At 39.3% G+C, this 25,836-nt stretch carries 27 protein-coding genes, 1 tRNA gene and 1 pseudogene; 22 read left to right on the top strand and 7 right to left on the bottom strand.

From position 1 onward, the window contains the following. Positions 1–46 precede the first annotated feature (46 nt). Positions 47–1,456, bottom strand: coding sequence for an OmpP1/FadL family transporter (locus KSX81_RS19240; RefSeq protein WP_022200189.1), 1,410 nt, complete (start codon positions 1,454–1,456; stop codon positions 47–49). A gap of 208 nt (positions 1,457–1,664) precedes the next feature. Here KSX81_RS19240 and KSX81_RS19235 point away from each other — a divergent pair, with 208 nt between their 5' ends. The 6 genes from KSX81_RS19235 (at position 1,665) to KSX81_RS19210 (ending at position 6,475) form a co-directional block, all read left to right on the top strand. Continuing rightward, the gene (locus KSX81_RS19235; protein ID WP_004304300.1) at positions 1,665–2,666 is read left to right on the top strand and encodes a 2-hydroxyacid dehydrogenase; all 1,002 of its coding nucleotides are present in this window, start codon (positions 1,665–1,667) and stop codon (positions 2,664–2,666) included. A 63-nt stretch (positions 2,667–2,729) separates the two neighbouring features. Beyond that, positions 2,730–3,434: a pirin family protein gene (locus KSX81_RS19230; RefSeq protein ID WP_061447744.1), complete on the top strand. Its 705-nt coding sequence runs from the start codon at positions 2,730–2,732 to the stop codon at positions 3,432–3,434. Positions 3,435–3,477: 43 nt separating this feature from the next. Then, positions 3,478–4,125 carry a pyridoxamine 5'-phosphate oxidase gene (gene pdxH, locus KSX81_RS19225; RefSeq protein WP_149939099.1) on the top strand — a complete coding sequence of 216 codons (648 nt, stop codon included), beginning with the start codon at positions 3,478–3,480 and terminating at the stop codon, positions 4,123–4,125. Positions 4,126–4,192: 67 nt separating this feature from the next. Beyond that, positions 4,193–4,924 carry an MBL fold metallo-hydrolase gene (locus KSX81_RS19220; protein WP_008999889.1) on the top strand — a complete coding sequence of 244 codons (732 nt, stop codon included), beginning with the start codon at positions 4,193–4,195 and terminating at the stop codon, positions 4,922–4,924. A 13-nt stretch (positions 4,925–4,937) separates the two neighbouring features. Continuing rightward, on the top strand, positions 4,938–6,083 hold the full coding sequence (locus KSX81_RS19215; protein WP_008999888.1) for a DUF4468 domain-containing protein: 1,146 nt from the start codon (positions 4,938–4,940) through the stop codon (positions 6,081–6,083). Between the two features lie 14 nt (positions 6,084–6,097). Then, positions 6,098–6,475 (top strand): VOC family protein, encoded by a 378-nt coding sequence (locus KSX81_RS19210; protein ID WP_004304308.1) that lies wholly within the window; start codon positions 6,098–6,100, stop codon positions 6,473–6,475. A gap of 218 nt (positions 6,476–6,693) precedes the next feature. Here the strand turns inward: KSX81_RS19210 and KSX81_RS19205 are convergent, their stop codons facing one another. Further along, positions 6,694–6,879 (bottom strand): hypothetical protein, encoded by a 186-nt coding sequence (locus KSX81_RS19205; RefSeq protein WP_004300779.1) that lies wholly within the window; start codon positions 6,877–6,879, stop codon positions 6,694–6,696. Between the two features lie 95 nt (positions 6,880–6,974). On the opposite strand from KSX81_RS19205, the gene KSX81_RS19200 reads away from it, so the two are divergent. Next, a complete protein-coding gene (locus tag KSX81_RS19200; RefSeq protein ID WP_004326523.1) occupies positions 6,975–7,706 on the top strand; it encodes a class I SAM-dependent methyltransferase in 732 nt (243 codons plus the stop codon). A 144-nt stretch (positions 7,707–7,850) separates the two neighbouring features. On the opposite strand, the gene KSX81_RS19195 is transcribed toward KSX81_RS19200, so the two are convergent. Then, on the bottom strand, positions 7,851–8,453 hold the full coding sequence (locus KSX81_RS19195; RefSeq protein ID WP_004300781.1) for a TlpA family protein disulfide reductase: 603 nt from the start codon (positions 8,451–8,453) through the stop codon (positions 7,851–7,853). A gap of 94 nt (positions 8,454–8,547) precedes the next feature. Between KSX81_RS19195 and KSX81_RS19190 the strand changes: the two genes are divergently transcribed. Beyond that, positions 8,548–8,621: transfer RNA gene (locus KSX81_RS19190), tRNA-Thr, on the top strand. A 59-nt stretch (positions 8,622–8,680) separates the two neighbouring features. On the opposite strand, the pseudogene KSX81_RS19185 reads toward KSX81_RS19190, so the two are convergent. From KSX81_RS19185 to KSX81_RS19170, 4 genes and pseudogenes are all read right to left on the bottom strand, one after another. Further along, positions 8,681–9,560 (bottom strand): annotated as a pseudogene (locus KSX81_RS19185) (DMT family transporter). 40 nt (positions 9,561–9,600) lie between these two features. Continuing rightward, positions 9,601–12,624, bottom strand: coding sequence for a PAS domain-containing protein (locus KSX81_RS19180; RefSeq protein ID WP_008999887.1), 3,024 nt, complete (start codon positions 12,622–12,624; stop codon positions 9,601–9,603). Between the two features lie 200 nt (positions 12,625–12,824). Beyond that, positions 12,825–13,478 (bottom strand): hypothetical protein, encoded by a 654-nt coding sequence (locus KSX81_RS19175; protein WP_004300785.1) that lies wholly within the window; start codon positions 13,476–13,478, stop codon positions 12,825–12,827. Positions 13,479–13,858: 380 nt separating this feature from the next. Then, complete coding sequence (locus tag KSX81_RS19170; protein ID WP_175353606.1) at positions 13,859–14,275, bottom strand: hypothetical protein; 417 nt, start codon at positions 14,273–14,275, stop codon at positions 13,859–13,861. A 388-nt stretch (positions 14,276–14,663) separates the two neighbouring features. Between KSX81_RS19170 and KSX81_RS19165 the strand changes: the two genes are divergently transcribed. From KSX81_RS19165 to KSX81_RS19100, 14 genes are all read left to right on the top strand, one after another. Further along, entirely contained in the window at positions 14,664–15,050 is a 387-nt protein-coding gene (locus KSX81_RS19165) for a helix-turn-helix transcriptional regulator (protein ID WP_049702405.1), read from the top strand. Between the two features lie 295 nt (positions 15,051–15,345). Further along, complete coding sequence (locus KSX81_RS19160) at positions 15,346–15,672, top strand: hypothetical protein (RefSeq protein WP_149943877.1); 327 nt, start codon at positions 15,346–15,348, stop codon at positions 15,670–15,672. A 6-nt stretch (positions 15,673–15,678) separates the two neighbouring features. Further along, on the top strand, positions 15,679–15,942 hold the full coding sequence (locus KSX81_RS19155) for a hypothetical protein (RefSeq protein ID WP_149943878.1): 264 nt from the start codon (positions 15,679–15,681) through the stop codon (positions 15,940–15,942). A 4-nt stretch (positions 15,943–15,946) separates the two neighbouring features. Beyond that, on the top strand, positions 15,947–16,138 hold the full coding sequence (locus KSX81_RS19150; RefSeq protein ID WP_217725914.1) for a hypothetical protein: 192 nt from the start codon (positions 15,947–15,949) through the stop codon (positions 16,136–16,138). Positions 16,139–16,140: 2 nt separating this feature from the next. Beyond that, positions 16,141–19,203: a CHC2 zinc finger domain-containing protein gene (locus KSX81_RS19145; protein WP_175353605.1), complete on the top strand. Its 3,063-nt coding sequence runs from the start codon at positions 16,141–16,143 to the stop codon at positions 19,201–19,203. A gap of 249 nt (positions 19,204–19,452) precedes the next feature. After that, complete coding sequence (locus KSX81_RS19140; RefSeq protein ID WP_217725913.1) at positions 19,453–19,752, top strand: hypothetical protein; 300 nt, start codon at positions 19,453–19,455, stop codon at positions 19,750–19,752. Between the two features lie 157 nt (positions 19,753–19,909). Next, complete coding sequence (locus tag KSX81_RS19135; RefSeq protein WP_217725912.1) at positions 19,910–20,293, top strand: hypothetical protein; 384 nt, start codon at positions 19,910–19,912, stop codon at positions 20,291–20,293. Between the two features lie 116 nt (positions 20,294–20,409). Further along, on the top strand, positions 20,410–20,739 hold the full coding sequence (locus KSX81_RS19130) for a hypothetical protein (protein WP_217725911.1): 330 nt from the start codon (positions 20,410–20,412) through the stop codon (positions 20,737–20,739). A 61-nt stretch (positions 20,740–20,800) separates the two neighbouring features. Then, on the top strand, positions 20,801–21,133 hold the full coding sequence (locus KSX81_RS19125) for a hypothetical protein (protein WP_049702397.1): 333 nt from the start codon (positions 20,801–20,803) through the stop codon (positions 21,131–21,133). 578 nt (positions 21,134–21,711) lie between these two features. Continuing rightward, positions 21,712–22,191, top strand: coding sequence for a hypothetical protein (locus tag KSX81_RS19120; protein ID WP_049703309.1), 480 nt, complete (start codon positions 21,712–21,714; stop codon positions 22,189–22,191). A 79-nt stretch (positions 22,192–22,270) separates the two neighbouring features. After that, a complete protein-coding gene (locus KSX81_RS19115; RefSeq protein ID WP_049702396.1) occupies positions 22,271–22,729 on the top strand; it encodes a hypothetical protein in 459 nt (152 codons plus the stop codon). 54 nt (positions 22,730–22,783) lie between these two features. After that, positions 22,784–23,764: a hypothetical protein gene (locus KSX81_RS19110; protein WP_149943884.1), complete on the top strand. Its 981-nt coding sequence runs from the start codon at positions 22,784–22,786 to the stop codon at positions 23,762–23,764. 33 nt (positions 23,765–23,797) lie between these two features. Next, positions 23,798–25,066: a hypothetical protein gene (locus KSX81_RS19105; RefSeq protein ID WP_049702394.1), complete on the top strand. Its 1,269-nt coding sequence runs from the start codon at positions 23,798–23,800 to the stop codon at positions 25,064–25,066. Between the two features lie 66 nt (positions 25,067–25,132). After that, positions 25,133–25,834 carry a hypothetical protein gene (locus tag KSX81_RS19100; RefSeq protein WP_149943886.1) on the top strand — a complete coding sequence of 234 codons (702 nt, stop codon included), beginning with the start codon at positions 25,133–25,135 and terminating at the stop codon, positions 25,832–25,834. Positions 25,835–25,836 lie beyond the last annotated feature (2 nt).

The raw sequence follows: 25,836 nt of genomic DNA, 5'->3' as shown, positions 1-25,836 counted from the left end.
CATCATGTCCGAGACGGCTTTTATATACATATAAAGGATTAGAAATTTAGAACTTGTAATTCACGCTCACGCCAAATACTTTATTGGTACGGCTATAAACGTCTTTATCAATAGATGCACCTAATCCACGTACATTTTCTTTAGTATAATCACTATACGTAGTCCAGAAATAAGCAACATCAAGGCTCAATGCCTCCGTGAAATTAATACGGCCTCCGAAACCAACTGAATAAGAATCACAAGAGAAACTTGTATCCGATTGGAAAGCATCGCTCAATCCGTAGTCTGTTTTCTGATAACCTCCACTGACTGTGAACAGTTTATTGATATCCCATTCAACACCCGCCAAATACTCGTGTGTACCATGTTTCAGTGTTTTCTGCTTGCCATCCGCCATACCGGCATTCTTATCATCAAAGAAATGATATTCTACCGATGCTCTCAATGATGGCAAGATCTCATAACTTGCAGCTAAAGAAAGCATAGCAGGAAGATCACTCGGAGTGTTCACACCATTCTGATAAGGTGCCATAAAATCTGCGGCAGCATCCGGAGCAGTTATGTCATGTGTATCATTCTCAATATTCATATTGGCTTTGAACTCATACTTTGCAGCCAGATTCAATTTTCCGAACTTAGCATCAATACCAATAATCGGTGTCAATCCCCAACCTGTCTGATCGCAGTCTAATTTAAGTTTCGCATCATTCAGCTGCTGCGACTTTTGTAATGCTGCCTGTTGTGCCTGCTCTAAAGTCATACCGGCGGCCATTAGTTTTTTTACAATCTCAGCACCCAACTGTTCTGCTACACCCTCTTTCAAATTGATATCAAGGAAACCTTTATAGCCACCCGTAAAATAATTCATACGTGCACCAGCAAAAACTGCAAAGTGCTCATTAATTTTATAGCTTGCTCCTAATTGAAAACCATAAATATACTGACGACCTTCCATAGCCGAATTAATAGTATATTGATTAGGAGACAGCATCCCTTGACCGATTGTATTTACCAGACTAATAGCAGCCGCATCAAACATAGGTAAACCTTTGTCAAATGAAGCTTTTCCGCCACCACCTACAATGGCAAAGCTACCGGAAAACGCCCAATCGCCTTTTTTATAGACAGCATGTATAGAAGGAATAACGGGAGCAGAAGCTTTTCCTTCATACTTACGTACAGTATTCTGTCCGTCCATGGTCCATAAAGGACTTGTTGCAGCAATATCACGGGTCTGATATGCACTTTGAATAGTAAGTGCTACTTGAAGACCATCTTTGGGAAGAAATGCCAGTCCGGCAGGATTACTATAAACTCCATCAACATCGATGGAAGCGCCGCGGGCTATCATGCGTAAGAAAGCAGCATTCTGATTCGTATTGGTTAGATAATCTCCAGCAAAAGTTGGAATTGAAACGATCAACATTGCAAGACCAATCAACGAAATTTTTCTCATCTAAATCTTTTTTAAAATTATTTCGGCGCAAAGATATAACAATATTGCACAGGGAGCACATATTTGTGCACTTATTTTCATTTATCCGCCATTTTAATTGAAAAATCAAACTGTTTCTAATGAAACAATCTATTTTTCGAATGATGGATTGATTAAACAAATTCACCTGTTCCAACGTTTAATATTATATAATTTATAGAATAATATTATGGCCTATACAATTGCATTTTTCGGCACAAAGCCTTATGATGAGTCCTCTTTCAATGACAAAAACAAAGAGTTCGGGTTTGAGATACGCTACTACAAAGGGCATCTGAATAAGAACAACGTACTACTGACACAAGGAGTGGATGCTGTCTGCATCTTTGTGAACGACGTTGCCGACGCAGAAGTAATCCGTGTGATGGCAGCCAACGGAGTAAAACTATTGGCACTACGCTGTGCCGGATTTAATAATGTAGATTTAGATGCTGCCGCCGCTGCCGGAATTACCGTAGTACGGGTTCCTGCCTACTCTCCTTATGCCGTTGCAGAGTACACCGTAGCTCTTATGCTATCGCTAAACCGGAAAATTCCCCGTGCTTCCTGGCGTACCAAAGATGGTAATTTCTCCCTGCACGGTCTGATGGGATTCGATATGCACGGAAAAACAGCAGGCATCATCGGTACAGGAAAAATCGCGAAAATACTGATTCACATCTTAAAAGGGTTTGGAATGAACATATTGGCTTATGACCTCTATCCGGACCATAACTTCGCCCGTGAAGAACAAATAGTTTATACTTCACTGGACGAACTATATCACAATTCGGATATCATCTCTTTGCATTGCCCGCTCACCGAAGCGACCAAGTATCTGATTAACGACTACTCTATCAGCAAAATGAAAGACGGAGTTATGATTATCAATACCGGCCGTGGACAGCTGATTCACACCAATGCACTGATTGAAGGGTTGAAGAACAAGAAAATAGGTTCCGCAGGACTGGACGTATATGAGGAAGAAAGCGAATACTTTTATGAAGATCAATCCGACCGCATCATCGACGATGATGTACTCGCCCGCTTACTTTCATTCAACAATGTGATAGTCACTTCTCATCAAGCTTTTTTCACACATGAAGCGATGGAGAATATTGCGGCGACCACCCTGCAAAACATAAAAGATTTTATCAATCATAAGCCTTTGCTAAATGAAGTGAAGAAATAAAACTTTTAAGCTCCTTTCTTTGTTTACAAAACATATAAACAAATAAGAGAAAGGACAGATTTTATGAAAAAAGTAATACACAAAGCAGATACAAGAGGACATTCCCAGTACGATTGGTTGGATAGTTACCATACTTTTAGTTTTGACGAATACTTCGACTCCAATCGTATCAACTTCGGTGCCCTTCGCGTATTGAATGATGACAAAGTTGCACCCGGAGAAGGTTTTCAGACTCACCCGCATAAGAATATGGAAATTATCTCCATCCCTCTGAAAGGACATCTGCAACATGGAGACAGCAAGAAGAACAGCCGCATCATTACTGTTGGAGAAATTCAGACAATGAGTGCCGGAACGGGAATCTTCCACAGTGAAGTGAATGCAAGCCCTGTAGAACCGGTAGAATTCCTGCAAATCTGGATTATGCCAAGAGAACGGAACACCCGTCCCGTTTATCAGGATTTCAGTATCACAGAGTTGGAACGTCCGAATGAACTGGCAGTCATCGTATCTCCTGACGGCAGTACACCTGCTTCCCTTTTGCAAGACACCTGGTTCTCAATCGGTAAAGTAGAAGCCGGAAAGGAACTGGGTTATCACATGCATCAAAGTCATGCAGGCGTCTATATTTTCCTCATTGAAGGAGAAATTGTAGTAGATGGCGAAGTGTTGAAACGCCGGGACGGTATGGGTGTTTACGATACCAACAGTTTCGAACTGGAGACACTGAAAGATTCACATATTCTATTAATAGAAGTACCTATGTGATTCCATCATTAGAAATTAAGAACTAAAACTGCCAGATAATCTTATGGCGAAATTAAACATAGCAGATATCCGACAGGAATATACGAAAGGCGGGTTGCGGGAAAATGAACTTCCGGGCGACCCGCTTTCGCTTTTCAACCGTTGGCTACAAGAAGCAATTGACGCAGAGGTGGATGAACCAACTGCTGTCATTGTAGGAACCGTATCCCCTGAAGGGAGACCGTCCACGCGTACCGTATTATTAAAAGGGCTCCATGATGGAAAATTTGTCTTCTATACCAATTATGAAAGCCGTAAAGGCAGGCAATTGGCACAAAATCCGTATATCTCCCTCTCTTTTGTGTGGCACGCCCTCGAAAGACAAATACATATAGAGGGAATAGCGACGAAAGTTCCTCCGGAAGAATCGGATGAATATTTCCGGAAACGTCCTTATAAAAGTCGGGGCGGTGCACGAATTTCTCCCCAAAGTCAACCTATAACAAGCCGAATGCAATTAATACGGTCTTTTGTCAGGGAGGCAGCCCGGTGGATCGGAAAAGAAGTGGAGAGGCCCGATAATTGGGGCGGATATGCCGTTACCCCTACAAGGATTGAATTCTGGCAAGGACGCCCCAACCGTCTGCATGACCGTTTTCTATATACCCTGCAACCGGACGGGGAATGGAAAATCAGTCGTCTTGCTCCTTGATTTCGTCGATTTTTCTTGGCAACTCCAACTAGAATACGTAATATTGCAATTATAAAATAGTCAGCTTATGACACTGGATTATATTTATCACAGCGGTTTCGCCATCGAAATGGAAGGTGTAACCGTTATCATCGATTACTACAAAGATTCTTCCGAAACGGAACATAACCGGGGAATCGTACATGATTATCTCCTGCAAAGGCCGGGTAAACTATATGTATTGGCCACCCATTTCCATCCCGACCACTTTAACCGTGAGATATTGACCTGGAAAGAACAACGCCCCGACATTCAATATATTTTCTCCAAAGATATCTTGAAATCCCATCGTGCCAAAGCCGAAGATGCTTTCTATATTAAAAAAGGAGAAACATACGAAGACGAGACAATTCGTATCGATGCTTTCGGCTCAACGGATGTCGGCAGTTCGTTCCTGCTTCACCTGCAAGATTGGAGTATTTTCCATGCCGGCGACTTGAACAACTGGCATTGGAGTGAGGAATCTACTGAAGAAGAGATCCGAAAAGCCAATGGTGATTTCCTTGCAGAAGTTAAATATTTAAAAGAAAAAGCGCCAAACATCGATTTAGTACTATTCCCGGTGGATCGGAGAATGGGAAAAGATTACATGAAAGGGGCAAAACAGTTCATCGAACAAATAAAAACTACTATATTTGTGCCCATGCACTTCAGTGAAGATTATGAGGGGGGGAATGCGCTTTGTAGTTTTGCTGAAAATGCCGGATGCCGTTTTATCAGCATCACCCATCGGGGCGAAAGTTTTGAGATTACCAAATAAACACATGATAATTATGAATAAATTTACGATTCTGTTTCTTACCCTGTTCCTTGCATTGCCGATGGCGATGAAGGCAGATTCTGCAAAAGAGAAGAAAGATGACACCAGGTACCTTGTAGGAGCTGTTCCTGAAGTAGATGGTAAAGTAGTATTTTCCAAAGAGTTCCAGATTCCCGGAATGAGTCAGGCACAAATCTACGACACAATGACAAAGTGGATGAACGAACGTCTGAAAGAAAATAAAAATATTGATAGCCGCATTGTTTTCTCTGACGAAGCAAAGGGAACAATTGCCGGTGTTGGAGAAGAATGGATTGTTTTCAGTTCCAGTGCTCTGTCATTAGACCGTACACTGGTCAACTATCAGATTACCGTTACCTGTAAACCCGGCAACTGCCTAGTAGAGCTTGAGAAAATCCGTTTCACTTATCGCGAAACAGAGAAATACAAAGCGGAAGAATGGATTACTGATAAATATGCGCTCAATAAAGCAAAGACCAAATTAGTGCGCGGCCTGGCTAAATGGCGTAGAAAAACTGTAGACTTCGCAGATGATATGTTTATGGATGTAGCAGTAGCTTTCGGAGCACCTGATACTCGTCCGAAGACAGAGAAAAAGAAGAAAGAAGAAGAGCAACAAACTCCATCAATCGTTGCAGCCGCAGGCCCGATTATCATTGGTGGCACAGATAAAAAGACTGATATTAAAGTGACGACCGCCGAACCCGTTCAAACTACAGTTCCTGCTGCGACTCTCACTCCTGCTACTCCAGTAGGCAAAGCTTCCACAGATATGCCGGGTTATACAGAAATTGATTTGAAACAAATTCCGGGCGAAGTATATGCCTTAATGGGAAGTGGTAAATTAGTAATCAGTATTGGAAAAGATGAGTTCAACATGACCAATATGACTGCAAATGCAGGTGGTGCATTAGGTTATCAATCAGGAAAAGCTGTTGCGTATTGCACACTTTCACCCGACCAACCTTATGAGGCAATAGAAAAGGCAGACAGCTATACACTGAAATTGTATGCCCCGAACCAGACAACTCCTTCAGCTGTTATCGAATGTAAGAAAATGCCTTCACAGACAACTCCGCAAGCCGGACAACCCCGTACCTATGTTGGAGAAATTGTGAAACTCTTAATGAAAAAATAAGGAAAATTGCAACAATGGAAATAAAAAGTAAATTTGACCATTTTAATATCAACGTTACAAATCTGGAGCGGAGTATCGCTTTTTATGAGAAAGCACTCGGCTTAAAAGAACATCATCGGAAAGAAGCATCCGACGGTTCATTCACACTAGTTTACCTGACAGATAATGAAACAGGTTTCCTATTGGAATTGACATGGCTCAAAGATCATACTGCTCCATACGAACTGGGGGAAAACGAAAGTCACCTATGTTTTCGTGTAGCCGGTGATTACGATGCAATCAGGGCCTATCACAAAGAAATGAATTGTGTATGTTTTGAGAACACTGCCATGGGGCTTTATTTCATTAATGACCCGGATGATTACTGGATTGAAATACTCCCACAGAAGTGATTTTATATAAAAAGTGGGGGCAGGATAATTATCCTGCCCCCACTTTTTATGTAGAATATATGATCTATCAAACACATAGTATATATACCTAAAACAACAAATACTATAAATATGTATCCGAAAATAAACACCACCTTGCCAGTTGCTTAATCAGAAAAAAGCCACTCCTCAATGACTAAAAGGCAACCGGATTGATGATCCGTTTATTGCTACAGCCTTTATTTTTTATGTCGGCTAGCTCTTTTCTTCCGGATATCTGCTTTCATCTTCGCTGCACCCGAACCATGTTGTCCACGAATATACGTCGCTTTTTTCGCTTTCGTTTTCACCTTTTCCTCTTCTTTGGGCTTATCTTTCTTACCTTTAAAAACGATGCCACCCATGATTGCTTCTTCTATACTCATATAATCATTTATTAGTATTCAACATTTCCGATGGCAAAGATAACCCTTTTCTACGGATTTATTTATCTTTGCAAAGTTAACAATCGTAACCACCAATGGCAATAACAATTCTTTCTGCAGAAAAGGACCCGATGGGAGCCGCTATTTCTGACTATTTCAACCATCATAGAGCTGATCGTTTGCGGGTATTTTCTTCTCAATTCGAAGAAGATGAAATTCCCGTCAAAGAACTGTTTCGTCGTATACAGTCTATGCCTGTACTAGAGCGCACCGCCCTGCAAATGGCTACTGGACGGATTTTGGATGTAGGTGCCGGAAGTGGTTGCCATGCGCTCGCACTTCAGGAAATGGGAAAAGACGTATGCGCCATTGATATTTCTCCTTTATCTGTCGAAGTAATGAAACAACGTGGAGTGAACGATCCTCGTCTCATCAACCTTTTTGATGAAACATTTTCCGAAACATTCGATACGATCCTAATGCTCATGAATGGTTCCGGAATCATCGGACGGCTGAATAATATGCCCGAATTTTTCCAACGGATGAAACGTATTCTCCGCCCCGGTGGATGCATATTTATGGATTCCAGTGATTTGCGTTATCTTTTTGAAGAGGAAGACGGTAGCATAGTCATCGATCTGGCCGGAGATTACTACGGAGAGATCGACTTCCAAATGCAATATAAAGATGTAAAAGGAGACACATTCGACTGGTTATATGTAGATTTCCAGACTCTTAGCTTATATGCTTCCGAATGTGGTTTTAAGGCAGAATTGATAAAAGAAGGAAAGCATTACGATTACCTGGTCAAACTTAGCATTGCTTGAAAATGCATCATCATATAGTGACGGTATGTACTCCGGATAGCGTCACTATATAACCAAAATAGTAACGCCATCACATCAGGATAGCGTTACTATTTTTATATACTCATATATGTTCCGTTGGAAACATCTGATGAAGGTTCTCTTTTATTTCAGCATTTCATTAATTGCCTGCACAAGAGAAGCAAACTCTTCCTCATTATATAAACGAGTCAGCTTTACAATTTTTCCTTCCTTATCAATCAACACGTTTCTCGTTATTCCGGATTCACGTAATGCATATTTCGCAAAGATATCAGCTCCCGGATCCAGTCCTAACGGATAAGTGACTCCGGTAGATTTTGCAAAAGCCAGTACTTTGTCAAGCGGTTCGTCACGGTCAATGCCAATCAGAGCAAAGTCTGCATTATTTTTATGCTTCAACCAAATATCCTTCTCGATAAACGGCATTTCTTTACGGCAAACTCCACACCAGCTTGCAGTGAACTGCAACATGACAACTTTACCACGAAGGGAAGATAAACTCACTTGCTTCCCATCTGTCAAGGTAATTGTGAAATCCGGAGCCATCTCTCCTACCCGAACAATATATCCTGTACTATCTGCCTGAACTGATTTTGCATCCGCAGTTACTTCTACACTATCTGTTGCAACTTCAACATTCGCCGTTCCTTTCTTCTGTCCGGAACAAGCCCATATACCTATGGCTAAAAGCGCCACACTACATACATTCATAATTTTCATTTTCATCTAATCATTGGTAACTTTGCAAATATAAAAAAAGTATGCGATGTATTTGCATTTTTAAAAGAAATTCATACCTTTGCACCCGCAAAAGAAAAACGCCTCTTTAGCTCAGTTGGCCAGAGCACGTGATTTGTAATCTCGGGGTCGTTGGTTCGAATCCGACAAGAGGCTCTCCAGAATGAATGCTGTTTATCACATCAGATAAGCAGCATTTTTTATTAATATCTTCTTTAAGATTTTTGCTTACGAAATACTACCATACCCACAGCCAACAAAATCAAAAGAATTCCAATAACACTATTCAGGGTAAACAGTTCTTTAAAAACAAAGACACCGATCACAACGGCTGTCAGTGGTTCCATCGCACCTAAAATAGAAGTCAGTGTAGGTCCCGCATACTTAATTGCCCGTACCAAAGTTATATTGGAAATAGCCGTAGCCGGCAATGCAAGTCCTAAAATAATCAGCCATATATAACCGTCTGTCACCAGATGAAGCCCGAAAGTTGCCATAGCTCCTATCAGATAGAGAACAGCTCCCATCCCCATAACATAACATGTCAGTACAGTGGAATTGATTTGAGCGGCTCGTGTTGTTCGAACCCCAATGATGTATCCTCCGTAAGAAAAGACAGAAATACAAGCCGCCACCAATCCTACTATTGTATCACAACTTTTCGCCTCCAACTCTCCCGATGACAGTAAAGCAGCACCAAACAAAGACATTAAAACAGCAAGCATCACCAAAAGAGATTTCTTTTCATGAAAGAAAAACATCATTGCCAATGATACAGCCAACGGATACATAAAATGAATAGTCGATGCTACCCCCGTGGCTATATTCTGATAGGCAATGAGCAAACTGAATGAGGTGGTTGCCCGCAACAAACTTAATAAAAAAAACGACTAACAAATCTTTCTTTGCCAGCCGGAAATTACATCCCGAACACCATCCAAACAGTGTCAATACAATAGCAGCCACTCCCCAACGATAAGAAAGCACCTCGAAAGCCGAAAAACCAGCTAACAACAGAGTTATAGAAAAAAACGGAGCCAGCCCAAAAGTGGAGGAGGATACCGCCGCATAAAGTATACCTTTAATACGATTCATCGATATATTCAACTAATTCCAGATATTCACAATGCAAAGATTATAAATATTTCTTTAATGCCACCATTAATTTCATTTTTTCAAGCGGCTTAACCAGATATTCATTACAGCCGACCTTTATTGCAGCAATCCGGTCAGAATCGAAAGCATGGGCGGTAAGTGCGACGATAGGTAAGCTAGCATTAAACTTACGTATTTCAGCTGTAGCCTTCAATCCATCCAGTACAGGCATTTTCATATCCATCAACAACAAATCGACATGTTGGCTACGCGCTATTTCCACTGCCTTTTGCCCATTCTCCGCATGCAGTAAATCATAATGATCCTTCAGGATAGTAGACACCAGCTGATAATTACTTTGTATATCTTCAGCTATGAGAATTGTTTTCCGACCGGCACTCTTCTCCATCACTTCGTCATTCGCACCAAACTCTCCTCCGGAGATATTCTCTTCTTTCTTCTCTTCTACCATAGAAAGTGTATCGACTTCACAAGGTAAAAATGCCCAAAACAGCGATCCTTCATTGTGTACCGATTCAAAGCCGACTTTACCTCCCATAGCTTCTGCAATTGCCTTGCAAATAGAAAGTCCAAGTCCGGTACCTTGGGCAAACTCATCAAGTTTCTCAAAACGCTGGAATACTTTTCCTTTTTTATCATCAGCTATACCAATACCGGTATCTTTCACATAAAAATAGACGCCTCCATCCTTACATGCATATCCCATTTTAATAGAACCTTTTGAAGTATATTTGATAGCATTAGTGACATAATTCGTTATAATTTGTGCCACGCGATTACGGTCCAGAGTTACCTGACAACAGTGATAAGGATTGATTTCAGTTAACACGATATCCGGATTCTTCAGGCGCTGCTTCATGGAAGTAAACATGTTTTCAAAATGTTCGGATAAGTCGAACGGTTCGTATTTCAGTTCTACCGAACCGGCTTCCAGCTTGGATAAATCAAGTATATCATTTATCAGTTTTAGCAATAACTCATTATTACTATTAATAATCTGGATATAGTCCGCCTTTTCTTCTTCTCCGGCATAAGCCATCAACTCCGAAAAACCTACAATAGCATTCAAGGGAGTACGGATTTCATGACTCATATTCGCCAGGAACGCAGATTTCAATTTATCAGACTGCTCTGCCTGATGTTTGGCTTCCTGCAATTCCTTAATCATTTTTTCACGCTCCGTTACATCATCCACGCGAATTACAACACCATCCACAGATCCATCTTCAAGAACTACGGGAGTGGCAAACACTTCAACGGTATGCGCACTGTCCAACGAAAACTTCATCTGTTCCGTCTGTAATGAAACAAAAGCACGTTGCATCACACAATTTTCACAGGGAGAAGTACGATTATATGTACTTTTATAGCAAAGTTCACCTTTTTTGTAGGCTTCAAAAGAAAGACTTTTTGAACATAACGAAATATTTTCCCATTGAACCATATATTCCTTCGTGATGTAGGCCAACCCTGAATTCGTATTGTTAAGAACCAGTTCATTCTGTCGTACCAAAGCGTCCTGTATTTCTTTATTCTTTAGTAAGGTCAATTCAGTCTGCTTATAGGAATCGATATTTTGCGTCATACCGAACAAATACTTATAAGGAGCATCGTTCAAAGTTGTGGTTTCAACAAGGCCACGCGTTTCCCACCATTGATACATGCCATCTCCTTTAAAGTCAATGCGATATTCCACATCCCATACACCGCTTCCTAGTTCTACCGCCTTTTGCAAAGTTTCAGCAAACTTTTGTCGGTCATCAGGATGTACGAGAGTCAGATATTTCTCGACCGAATTAATTTCTGATGCCTTCTTCCCATTTTTATCAAAACCTTCACCGAAACTCACCCTGTTCTTAGCCGGCTCAAAAAACCAGGTGAAGGCATTCATCGCTTCCATAGTGACAGTTAACAGCTGTGCACGACGCTTCAGTTCATTTTGTAAACTCTGATCCCAGCGGGTATTTAACAGAAAGCGTTTGCCATCATCTTCAATTATACTTTTGCGAACAATAGTATCATAGCTGCGTCCATCCTTCAGTATAATACGTTCCATGCCGAAATAAGGGTTCCCAGTATTGTATACCTCTAAATCAGTCTTCTGAATACGCTCTACTTCTTCTTCACTCAGCACATCATAAGTAGTTTTATCTTCGCTGGTACCAAACATGAGCTTACTCTCTTCATTGCAAAAAACATAGCGGAAATCATTCTCTACATCTTTGATATGAACAGATAACGGAAGATTATTTAATATATTATAGAAGAACTGCTCCTTTTTCTGCACCTCCGTATTATTCTTTCGGGTACCAACATATTTCAATACCTTCTTATTAGAATCAAATTCATAAGGAGCACCGCTTATCGTACAAAATTGCCAGGTTGAGCTATCCGGTAACATAACCCTGCTATCAAAAGAAAAAGAAAAATCTTCCCCATTGCTCATTCTTTCCATTACTTCAGTAACCTGACTACGGTCATCCGGATGCAAAGTCTCCAGATATAGTGCCATACTAACTGGCTTAGACTGATCGTATCCATTCAGCGGTTCATTATCACTATAAAATAATTTGGGCACTGCATCAAATTCCCAAAACATGATGTTGGCTGCCTTCATAGCAAGCTCCGTTTTCCGGCGACTTTGACGGAGTACCTCTTCACTTTTCACCGTTTCTGTAATATCTTCAAAGATAAAAATGTAATTAACAAACTTGCCATCATTATCATAAAGAGGATTACCATTACATTTCAAATAGCAGGTCCGGGTACGCGTAGAGAAAAAACGTTTATCGGTTCTCTGTTTATCGAAATCATACAAAAAACTCATCTGTACCGGAACACAACGACGAACTGCTTCCTTCACCACGTCAGGAACCACAGAATTTTCATTTATGTTGAGTTTATTACCAAGAAGCGTTTGCGAGTCAGCGCCAAAAATTCGGCAGAAGCTTTCATTGCATCTTACCAGAGTGCCATCGGCTGTGAAGAAACCTATTCCAACAGGAAGTGAATTAAATACAGTTAGTAATTGTTTGTGTTCCATTTCTTTATCCTTGAATAACTTAGAAATAAATATTTTATCTCCGCACTATGCAAATATATACACTTTTACGATTATAATATGATTTTATAGCGAACATATTATTGCCAGGTTATAACATACAATAAGGGGCTATCCACGATATTGTGAATAACCCCTATCTCAAATGACATCCCATATATTATCATTTTAAAAAGTACATTTTAATACTCCTCAATGACTGTATTTCCAAAAATATCCTTTTTAATAATTTTCCCATGACCGTTACCATATTCAATTATTTCGTTTCCAAAAATATCTTTTTTAATAGTTGTTCTATTCCCCTTATCATCCTCGATAATAGTATTCCCAAAGATATCTTTTGTAATCGTCTTTCTATTACCTTTGTCATCGCGAATAATAGTATTTCCCAGAATATCTTTCTCTATAGTTTTTCTATTACCCTTATCGTCCCGGATAATGGTATTTCCTAGAATATCTTCTTCAATAGTCTTTCTATTACCTTTATCATCACGAACAATGAAATTTCCTAAAATATCCTCTTCGATAGTCGTTCTATTGCCTCTATCATCACGGATAATGATGTTCCCCAAAATATCCTTTTCAATAGTCTTTCTATTGCCTTTATCATCACGAATGATGATATTCCCTAAGATATCCTTTTCAATAGTCTTTCTATTACCATTATCATCACGGATAATGATATTACCTAAAATATCCTTTTCAACAGTCTCTCTCCCTTGGTCAACTCCCGAATACTCATAATTATCTTCAACAAGATTTGCACCATAGCCCTTTATTATATAAGGAGCCAAAATAAACTGGGCAACAAACAGGATAAATAAAATCTTTTTCATGGCGTTTTTCTTTTGGTTTAGAACAAAAGTAACGCAGGAAAATCAGAATTAATAAGTGAATTCCATAATTGTCAGTAGGGAAAAACCTAAAATAAAAAGGATTAGCGCATGCAGTAACGGTATATCCATAATATACTACCTAATTGGTCCCCAGAATGGTCCCCCCAAAAAGAAATTCCTTGAAAGTACTTGACTTTCAAGGAATTCAAAGTGTTACTTGAGGTTCCTGGCGTACTATTTTCAGTACTAATAATCAGAAACTTACCTCGTAAGCGGGCTACAAACGTAACCGGAACCGAAACATTTTCTTAGTTTCTAAAGTTTCTATCTCTTGTTATTTCTCACTATTTATTTAGGGAATTTTCCCCCTTTAATAATCGTCATCCTGTTTTATTTTTGGAATCATCCAGTAATTCCAATCTTGTTCTCAAAGATGCGTTTTCTACGAGTAATCTCCTGTTTTCACATTCCAATTCCTTATTCTTATCACGCAAAAAAAAGACTAAACTGTCACTATTCAAGTTGTTAGGAATATCGGATGCTTTCGCAGGCTGATCGTCCACATACATAGTACCCTTACCAGTCATTAACCATTCGGCACTTAAGTTTGTGTAAGCACACAAGATTCGTTCTATACTATCTGAATTCATAGATGACCTATTCTTTAAAGCTTTACCTATAAGACCATTTGAAAGGCCTGCTGCGACAGTCAAGCTATTAGAATTCAATCCTTCAGTTTTCATAAAAAACTCAAGTCGGTCTATAAATGTCTCTTTAGCAATAGAACTATTCTCCATTATTTGTTTTCATTTATAGAACAATTCGCAATAAAATATTCATTTTATTAGAAATGTTCTCGTAAAACATTTGCAAATAGAGAAAAGTTCTCTATATTTGCACAGTGATTTCAAAATTATTGCAACAAATGTACAACAAAACTAGAACATCCGCAATAGCGAAAAAACGCTATTCGTTTAAAAAAGGATATCTGCAAGTCTCTTTAGAAGATAAAGACAAGCTCAAATCAGACTTGACACAGGTTTTAAATAACCCATCACGATCGTACTTCTCAAAAAAACTGAATGCCGGGATTATCGATATCTCCGTAACTCTATTCTCGGCAATTACAGAAGTCTTTAAAAAATATGATATAACAGACTGTTGGACCATTGAAGATATGTAGTTATGAACTTAAAAGTCACACTTGCAAAACGGGAAAACGAAATAGCCGAATGTGTTGCGTGGGGAGGCTCATATAAAGAGACAGCTTCACTGCTACAAATCAGCGTACGGACCGTAGACAACACCCTTCGTAAAGTCAAAGAGAAATTAGGACTAAATAAGATCAACGAAATTTCAGCATGGTGGTTTTGTACGCACCACAACATAAGCTTTGACTTATCCCCTTTTGTTAGAAGACAAGTATCGGTCATACTACTTTTCTTGTTCATCGGTGGAGAAATTACGATCATTACAGACTCAACATATACAGTACGTCGTTCTCGCAGAACACGTACTGAATATCGAGTCAGAAGACAGGAAACTTCTATTAATCAACCATATATTATTTAATCAAATTACGCACAAGGAATGCGTCCGGGATAAACCCGGTATTTTAGTTATACATTTTCTATATTCAAATGAGGAAATAGAAGTTTATCATTATTAATCATTAAAAACGTGCTTAAGGAGGCATGTAGGGTATCCAATCCCTGGTTAGGTTTGTTACACAAGATTTGCCGGGTGAAATTCCCGGCATACGGGTAATGGTGTAAGGTAGCATGACGGAGTTTTCAGCATTTCTCTGTTGGCTGGGTTCGAATCCCAAATACCCACTATTTCTATTATTAACATAAAAGTAAACGTTATGGAAAACTTTGAAGAAACAGAAAAACGTATAACTTCCGCAATGAATGAAATTTCAAATATTATTAAATCAAATAATATGAGTGCTCTTTGTTTTTTTTATAAAGAGCAAGATTCTCTCGTTGCCACTCCGGCAGTAATTACCGGTTCCCCTATCAATATCATACCAGCTATAGTACAGATCATGCAAAACTCATTTATTGCCCGTAATATCATTTTAACGGCCTGTGACTATTATAGATTCCAAGAAAAAGAGAAGATAGAAACAAAGGAGATGCCTCAATACTTAAAGGAATTTATTGAAGAGCTGTTAAATGAATTACAATAGTAAGCTATGAAAGTTGTTCACTCCCCCAGCCCATCCACTCAAAAAAGAGAAAAGATAAATCTTTTTGAGAACGATGATCCGGAAGAAGTTGCAGCTCTTTGTCAGCAATCTGTTCAGCTAGAATCAAACAAGATATTGTTAAGAATAGACGCCCGGACGCAAGTTCTCGTTGATCCCAAAGATGCAACATCTGAATATGCGGAAAAACTACGGCAACGGTATAAGTTAAGTTATCACCATAAAGCCGTAGGAGGGCGTAAAAAAAGATAATACTATGTATGTAGACATTGACAATCGTGGTTTACTCACCATTAATGATATTCATCCAAAAGACGCTCAACATCTTTTAGAAATAATTCAGCAGGCAGACGCGCAACTTTTATCCAGTCCTATTGAAGTCCTTAGAAAACAGCTTCATTTGCAACTCAAAGAACTTGTTTTCTCCGTACCAAATAAAAAAACATAGCTATGAATTTTACTGATGATGATATAAAACGCATCAAAGACGCATCAGCCAGCCACCTAATTGATGTGGTACAAGACTTCCAGAATCTTCGTAAATCTGGGACTAGTTACATATGTGACTGCCCTGTATGCAAAGCTTCGAAGAAGTTTAGCATACACCCGGTCAAAGATATTTATGGATGCTTTTCTTGCCATCAAGTCAACGGAGTTGGTGCACTTGACTATTTAATGAGAGTCGAGAAAAAAGAATTCCCAGATGCTCTCGAATATCTGGCACACAAATTCAACGTCATTCTTGATCAGCGTCCGGAACAGAAAAAAAAGCAGATCGAGAAAATGAAGAAAGGAAGTAAAAAAGCTAAAGGCAATGATGTCTGCAGCTTTTGTTCTAAAATGCTTTCTGATTCTGGATTGACTTTTGAAGATGTCACAGCCAAGATTTATAAAACCGGTGATACGAAATCAATTTTCGAGGCACGTACATTTCATCCTGGTACCATAAACGGATCCGGAGAGATTGATTCATCCGGAGATGACGTGATTATAGAATATTATGATCTCGAAGGCATGCCGGTTACCTATTCCAGGAAAGATCATCGAAAAAAAGACACAGGTGAACGGAAAGAATATTTTCGGGTACGATGGCAATTTCCAGATGCACATTTAGACAAAGAAGGGAAACCATTCAAATATAAATCACCTTCAGGAAGTGGTACGCCTATCTATATTCCAGAAAAACTGCGCCGTATGTATAAGGAGAAAGAGCAAATCCCCAGACTCTATATCCAGGAAGGAGAAAAAAAAGCAGAGAAGGCATGCAAACACGGAGTTCCCTCAATTGCTGTTTCTGGCATTCAAAATTTAGGTAGTAAAGAAAACAGCTCTCTTCCGGAAGATCTAGTAAAGATCATCACAACATGTGGTGTTAAAGAAGTTGCATTCATATTTGACTCTGATTGGGATGATATCAGCACTAATATCCGACTTAATGACCGTGTCGAAAAACGTCCTTACTGTTTTTTCTACGCTGCCAAAAACTTCAAAGAGTATATGCGTACTCTTAAGAATCGAAATATCTACGTAGAAGTTTTTGTTGGCCACATTCAGAAGAATGAAGCTGGAGACAAAGGTCTGGATGACCTGCTTTCAAATACCCTTAAAGATCATGAAGATGAATTGGCAAAGGATATCGAATTTGCGTGTAATCAAAAAAAAGGTCTTGGAAAGTATGTTGAAATGTTCAAGGTTACAACTTGGACCGATCACAAATTACAAGAGTTATGGTGTCTGCATTCTCATGAAGCTTTTGCCGAACGTCATAAGGATATTCTCAAAAACCTTCCTGAATTTGTATTCGGAAGATACCGATGGAAGTTTGATGACACAGGCAAAGTTGTCCTGGCACAACCTTTCGATGATGATGAAAAATTTTGGGAAGAAGTAGAGAAAAAAGACCGGGGAGGAGACCCGCGTATTGAATATCAATTCTGCTATGTCAATTCCCATAATTTTCTGCAAAATCGCGGTTTTGGTCGTCTTCGTCGTCTTGACAAAACCTATCAGTTTATTCACCTGGATCCACCGGTCGTCCAAGCAATCGACGCATCGGATGCACGAGACTATTTATTTCAATTTGCAAAACATTATTGTAAAAAGGAAGTAAACGAGATGCTTATCAAAGGGGTATCTCAATATGTAGGTCCGGACAAACTATCACTTCTCAATTTCATTGAACCGAATTTTATAAAGCCTAATAGAGAAAGCCAATATTTTTATTTCGATACCAAATGTTGGTACATAACCAAAGACAGTGTACAAGAAATGGGATACGAGAATATCAGCCACCATATATGGGCAGAACAACGAAAAATGATTCCCGCCAAATACTTGGGCTACCCATTAATCACTTTCAAGGTAGATCAAGAAAATCATTATACCTATTCTATCTCAAAAGATGGGGAAAAATGCCATTATCTCCTTTTTCTAAAAAATGCCAGCAATTTCTCCTGGCGGAAGTCTGAAGTAGAAAAAGATGCCGATGAAGAGAATGAGAATCGAATTCATCTTTTAAGTAAGTTATGTGCCATAGGTTATATGATAATGGAAGCTAAAGATAATAACGTTTCAAAAGCTGTTGTCGGAATGGACGGAAAACAATCCGAAGTAGGTGATTCCAATGGCCGAAGTGGTAAATCTTTAATTGGGGAACTCATGCGCTGCGCTATTCCCACAGCTTACATACCTGGAAAAAGAAGCGACCTCTTCAATGATCAATTTGTTTGGAATGATGTACTTGAAAATACTAAGCTAGTATTCATTGATGACGTACTGCAGAACTTCAATTTTGAATTTTTATTCCCCAATATTACCGGAGATTGGAGTGTTAACTATAAAGGAGGCAGAAGGATTACTATACCTTTTTCCGCATCTCCCAAAATCTACATTGCCACCAACCATGCAATTCGTGGTAGTGGCTCCAGCTTTACTGATCGACAGTGGCTCCTTGCCTTCTCCGATTATTACAACGATTCACGTAAGCCTATTGATGACTTTGGTACACTCTTTTTCTCCGAATGGGATTTCGACCAATGGAATCTCACTTGGAACTTATTGGCCAACTGCATACAGCTCTATCTTCAGTTTGGAGTCGTGCAAGCTCCAGGAGAACGACTCGAACAACGGAAGCTTCGCCAAGAAATGGGCGAAACCCTCATATCCTGGGCAGACGAATATTTCTCCTCAAATGAACATTTAAATCAGCGTCTTGTCCGGAAGGACTTATATGATGCCTTTTGTACATATGATCCTGCTCAAAGGAAATTCATATCACCGACTGCATTCAAAAAGAAGTTCATTATGTATTGTGACTGGAAAGGCTACATATTCAACCCACATAAATACGACAGTAAAACTGGCAAACCTTTCCAACTGGATAAAGATGGTCGTCCTATCATCGATGATAAAGCTGGAGGAATAGAATATTTTACTGTTGGAACAGGATCCTATACAGGAGATGGGATTCCAGAAGATGATTCTACAAATGAACAAACATTAATAGACTTTTGAGAATATGGAAAAGTTAACAATACAGCAAGTCTGCCTCAAATCAGACAAACTTAAAAAAGAAATCATAAAACGGCTAAAGTGCCAAATAAGAGACTTTGAAGTAGTACAACATGAAAGTGAGATAAGTATACACTGGTACGCTTATTATCCTGATAATCCACATATAGAAATCCCGTATGGTTGGATGATAAGCACAATTGACTGGTCAGAGAAATGGCTACACATGTATGCTTCTCACAGAGATATCTTATGAGTAAAACAGAAAAAGAAATGAATGGAGAACAAATAATACCGCCAATCACCGACCCGTCAGGGCAAAGTTGGAAACAACCGCATAGACGTTACATTGAGTTGGATAAAACTCATGCACTCATGAGCGAACAAACTTTTAAAGGGTTGCCGGAGTATTCTTATACCATACCGACCGGAAAGTATGAGGGTAAAATGTGGCGAGCCAATAAATATGGCAAATGGTATCTTGCATGGTACGGACCAGCCCCAGAACCCGGCTGCTTATCTATCGAATGGAGAGAAATATTAATTGCATAAAACAGAATAGAACTTGAACCTAATGCTGTATAGGTAAGCGTAATGTCTTATGAAAAAGAAAATTTCGTTTAGTTGGATAGAGAAAAATATATCTGATGCAGAACGTGTAGGAGCAATGTATTGCTTCAAAAGATGTGATGTAAACTTTATGTAAATCATGGAATTTGTAGTTACAAAACTGAATTATACAGCCTATGAACTAGATAGGCTGTATAATATAAACTCTGGTGGATGTTGCTATTTTGCATACAGGATTGCTTATTGGCTTGAAAAATACGGGATTGAATATTATTTTATCATACAAGATGATGGACCTATACAAGATTATATTGGAAAACATTACTGTTTGCAAGTACTTCCTAGCAAGTTATACCTGAATAAGTCCCCCCTATATACGCACATTAAAAGCATAAAACGCACATCAAACCAGATTTTAGATTACTACAAGAAATCAAGTTGGAGTGAAAAATATGATGCTTTAAATAATGTCTTTGTGGATAGTTTGATAGATAATATTTTTGAATTTAAAATAAATAAATAACCTCATAACAGAAATGTGCTTTTGTTAAAAGACCAAGTTTTTTTAATGAATAGAACCAACTAGGAACTTGCAATTTCTTGAAGAATATTCAAGAATTGGCGTAAAACAATACAGATATGAAAATGCAGAGTTATAAAGATGTATTAGATGAAGTCATGCCTATCTTCCATAAGAACCCGGATCGATTCATGGGATTTTACCATGCAGTCAATAACATTCTGGCCGCTATTCCTGAAGGTGATAGCATTCGTATTGACGAATATTGCAAGCCGGCATCACGCGATTTATTCATAAAAATAGCGACTATGTATATGATGGAAGAAATGATTCGAAAGAACAGCTTAGAGGGTTTTCTGGAGTTTTCTGATGATTATAATGCAATTCGACATGTGCCGAAAATGGTACCGGCTACAACTAAGCCTCACTTCTACTCTAATCGCAGATGAGTAGATTATCCCAATTTATTACTCTGTAAATATACAAAATTCCGCTTTAACACGCAACATTATGACGATAAAAAAAGAGAATAAAATAATGGTTATCATCGCACCGACTGCAGATGACCGAGAACAACTCATGTCGCGCCTGGCTGTTCGTTTAGGATTTGCAAAAGTACCTTCAGATGGAAAGAAGATCATACGCAAGGACATCTATTCCATTGACCTATCAACTGCATATTTCGTATTATGCAGCAATTACAACTTTCGCGGTTCTATCATCACGACACAGAGACTATATGAGCTTGCAGCAAAAGGGATTTGCGTAGTTGTAGGTGTCAAATCTCTACCTCGTGAATACGAACTGATTTCTCAAGTGTTTTATCCTGATGACTTGCGTTAACATAAGTCGAGACATTTCTGTTATATACGCGATAGTATTATTTCCCGGTGCGCTTCAGCGTACCGGGTTTTCTTTTTTCGCTCCCCTCGCCTCCCCTTCATTCTATCAAAAACGTTTTGGACAAACGTGCATGGGAAGGCGAGAAACGTTGAAAAGGGCATATATATATTATTTTTATTTTTTATTTCTTTCTTAAAAATACCCTATCTAAAAATAGTAGAAAATTTTGTGCTTTCGTGCAAGCCCTGTATTTTCGTTATTTATTACATTAATAATCAAATATTTATACGATGCACGATTTTTGTACGAAACCGTACAATCCGTACAAAAGTGCACAAAATCTTATTTTGTACGGAGCATTATAATTTCGTACTGAAAAGTACAGCATTTTGTACGGAAATAACAAGTTGATATTCAATGGATAATATGAATATTTAAGGAAGTAATGTACTATTGCACAAAAAAATAGTACGCATTCGCAAAGGGGTATTTGAATTAAACACATTTTTTATTGCCAAAGAAGTATTATTCAGTTCTTTTTTGTATATTAGCTCCACACCTAAACCACTATGATTTATATGATTACTACTAAGATTGAAGTTCCCCCACATCTTAAGGAGTATCTGATCGGAAAGTTCTGTAATATGCAGGACTCTCCGATTCATTTCCCAGACAAGACTGATATCTATCACATAATCTATGATCTGCTTGAACGCCGCCCAATCAATATACCGCCTATTGATCAGGGTAATCTTGAGATTTATCTTCCAGAACGCAGTACAGGCAAAAATCCCAAGACCTACAACTATTTAGGAAAACGCTCACAAGTTATTCTTGTTAGAAAAATCGACCGGATGTTGTGGGCAGAAGTACATGATTTCCTGGACGAGCAGAAACACAGCTACGGAATTACATACATTAATGGAATACATAATTTCATGACAATGTATGGGATTGACTCCATCACGGAAGATGCGTTCAAGAAGAACTACTACCGATGGAGAGCTGATATTCGTCGGAAAGAGAAAAAAAGGGGCTATAATCGCCTAAAAAAATAACCTAGCAAGTGTAGTTAAATGTCCCTTTTTTGTTCGAAAAGTGTTCTAAAAATGTGTACTAATTGAAAATCAATAAATTATGAGAGAAATCAACAATATGGGAGGCATATTATTCGCTGATATCCTATACAAAAATGAAATATCCCTATTTGCTGTTCATCAGAATACAGCATGTATCCAAATTATAAAGGGACATGACTGGCATCGTCTCCCTACAGTGGGTATCATTGAATCTCCTACTGTTACCTCGAACGAATCAGCGGCAGGAATTACATATAAACATTCAGCAGCAATTAAACTTCCCCAAACATTGTTTGCTCCTGAAGCAGCAAATGATTTACGTAACAGAATAACAGAAGGGTGTATTTTGCGTTGTCAGGATCCTGCCGGAGACAAATATATATACGGAACCGGCACATATTTACTATTCGGAGAACTAACCAAGGTTATCGGCAAAAAAGTCACTGATTTTACAGGGTATGAACTCAAATTATCAGGGACTTCACAATATCCTCTTTTACAGTATTACAGCCTGTAATCCGTCCTTCCATAGGCTTCTCAATAAATGTATCATTGCACCAAAATAAGTGCAATGAGCCAAAAACGTATTATTCTTTCTGATTCATCACTCAACTGCTACGGCTATCGGGTTCTTACTTCCGGAATGTCAATCGAAGCATTTAAGAAGAACCCTATCATGCTATATATGCATTTCCGCGATGAAGGTTCACCCTATTGGGGGGACTACAAAGCTATCGGCCATTGGGAGGATATACAACTTAACGGTGACGAACTTTCTGCCATTCCTATTTTTGACAAAGTTGATGATTTATCAAAAGAAATTGCCGCAAAATACGAAGCAGGGACTTTCAATGCCGCAAGTGTGGGTATTAAAATCATAGCTACATCAGCAAACAAAGATGTTCTGTTACCTGGTCAAACCAGAGAAACTGTCACTGAATGCGAGTTGAGAGAAGCATCGATTGTAGATATTCCCGCCAACTCCAATGCCGTTCGTCTTTATGACCGTTCCACATCCGTTCTCCTGGCAGCGGGTATGGACACGCATATCGTGCCAGAATTATCCAATCATACATCTAAAAATAAAATGAATCTCAAAGCAACATGGCCGGCTTTTCTCTCTTTTTTCAAAATCAATAAGGAAGATGCAGAAAATACCGAGTTATCAGCAGAAAGATTGGATTCATTACATGGTGAATTCAATCGTTTAAAGAGTGAACACACTTCACTGGTAGAGGCAAAGAAAGACGTAGATGAAAAGTTTGCATCTTCTGTCACAGAAATCAAAACCCTGAAATCAAGCATAGAAAGCAAAGATCAGGAGATTTTGCAACTCAAAAATGAAAGTACCCAGAAGGATGATGAAATCACCCAACTTAAAGAACAGGTAAACAACCTGAAGCAAGTTCCTGCACCCGGATCTAACGGACTCTCTCCGCAGTCAGAACCAGGAGCAAGTGAAACTAAGGATGATTTATCCACCTTCTGCGAAAAAAATCCCGGAGATTATCAGGCCATCACCGAACGTCTGAAGCAAGACGGTCTCCTTTAATTTTAGTAACCACACCCTTAACTATTAAAAATCATGTCTACTCCCAAATTAATAGACGTATCTAAATTAAACCAAGCTCTTGTCACTTATGACAAGGGTCTTCGTGCTCTCCCTTTCGCAACTTTGCAGGAAGTAGCAGCTATACTGGGACTAAATGTCATGGATCTGCAAGGCAAACACGCATTGATCAATGAACGTCGTCGTGCCGGTGGTACCCAGTCTTACAAAATTGGTAAGGATTTCCGCCTTACTGACAAACTGCTTGGCTATGAACCTTCAGTTATCGAACCCAAAGATGTAGTCTGCATCACTAAGGAAAACTCTCAAAAGTATGATGACGGTGAACTACTGATTGTAGGAGGCGAACCGGTTAGCAACATTAACAAAAAACATCCACTGGAAACGCGTGTTGCTTTCACGTTAGTAAAATCACACATTGAAGATGTCGTATATGTACTCTATCATGCCGAACGTGACGAAGACTCTTCCTCACCATCCGGAGCATTTGACGGTCTCTTCACTAAGATCGATATGCTGATTACCGGTGGTGATGTTAACGCAGCTCGCGGCAACTTCGCCCAATCAGGCCTTTTTGTTACCCCGACATCTGACACAGACTATGCAGCATACGAAAATCTAGTTGAATGGATTGGAGGAGCAAATACATACCTGCGTTCATCCAAGTCAGGTATTCCTCAATTACAATGTGCGGAAACAGTATTGAAAGCAGCACGTGCAGCTTTGCGCAACAAACTACGTATGCAGGAATATCCATCCATGCAACGCATGATTGAATTGCTCCGTGAAGATGCAATGTGTCCAGCATTGGAAATCGTATCTCATGAAGCACTTGGACAAGGTTCACGTCTGGTATTACAAAAGAAAGGAAATATGGACGTCGCATTCAACACACAGGCAGCAACCAAATTCTGCCAAATCCGCGATATCTACGAAGATCCGAACGAATGGCAATTCTGGTTACAAACCGGATATGACACTCGTATTCGTGACTGGCATGAAAAGGCCTTCCGCTGTAATGAGCAAAAGAATGAATCACTTGATTTGGCCGGTGATTATTGTAAAACCGGAGCTATTCAAGTGGATATTACCGGAGCCGACAACGGCACTTGGAGCATTCAAGGGAAAGCAGCCAGCCGCACTAATGGACAATGTATTTTGGGACTGGCTCCTGGCAATTATACTATTGAATTCAATGCTGTGGACGGTAAAAACAAACCGGCTAACAAACAAGTAACAGTAGTGGCGGGAGAAGTGGTAACCGCAACCGGAACCTACTCTTAATCTTCAATAACTAAAGAGTGGTCATGTTTGGCCACTCCTATTTATTTATTCTAAACTTTTATACAAATGAAAAAATACATTTATTTGATTCTCTGCGTTTTATTTGTAGCTTTGGTTATTACAGTCCCCGAACTGCATTCGCAGACGTGCCATCTCAATGGAGATACTTTAATCATGATGGCTGCCGGTCCCGCATTCGCTCCATTAAAATGGGAAGTTGGTCAAAACAACATGGGAGGTTATAAGGGAATGTTGCTTTTTGTTCCTTTTAATGCTCCTGAGACAGTGCCAACCGTACCGGATCCATCAAAAGCAACCAGTAACGAAGAATTAATAACGGCAGCCGGATCATTTACGTTTCCAGCTGAAGGAACTTACAAACAACCTATTTACCTATACAGTACCGAAGCAACCGTTGAATATAAAGCAGAACAGCAAGGAGAAGCCGACGGTATCAGTTATAAATGTACGCTCGGTTTCTTTTTCCCTGGCAATACTCCAGGAATGCACGCATTCAATGCACTAATCAAAAACACTCCAGGATATTATATCTTTGAAGATGCAGATGGCAAACAAATGATCTTGGGGCAACCCGGCTTGTATGCAACCACCGCACCATCTTTCAACGGAGGTAAAGCAAGAGCCGATCGTCGTGGTACCACTTACACCGCTACCGTAGACTCCAATTATTCAGCCATCTTCCTACAAACACCAATTGACATGGAAGTCATAGCAGGATTAAAACCCGCACCATCTCCAAGTGAATAATT

Source organism: Bacteroides sp. MSK.18.37, assembly GCF_019129155.2.
Classification (GTDB): Bacteria; Bacteroidota; Bacteroidia; order Bacteroidales; family Bacteroidaceae; genus Bacteroides; species Bacteroides ovatus.
This window is presented reverse-complemented; position numbering and strand designations above follow the sequence as displayed.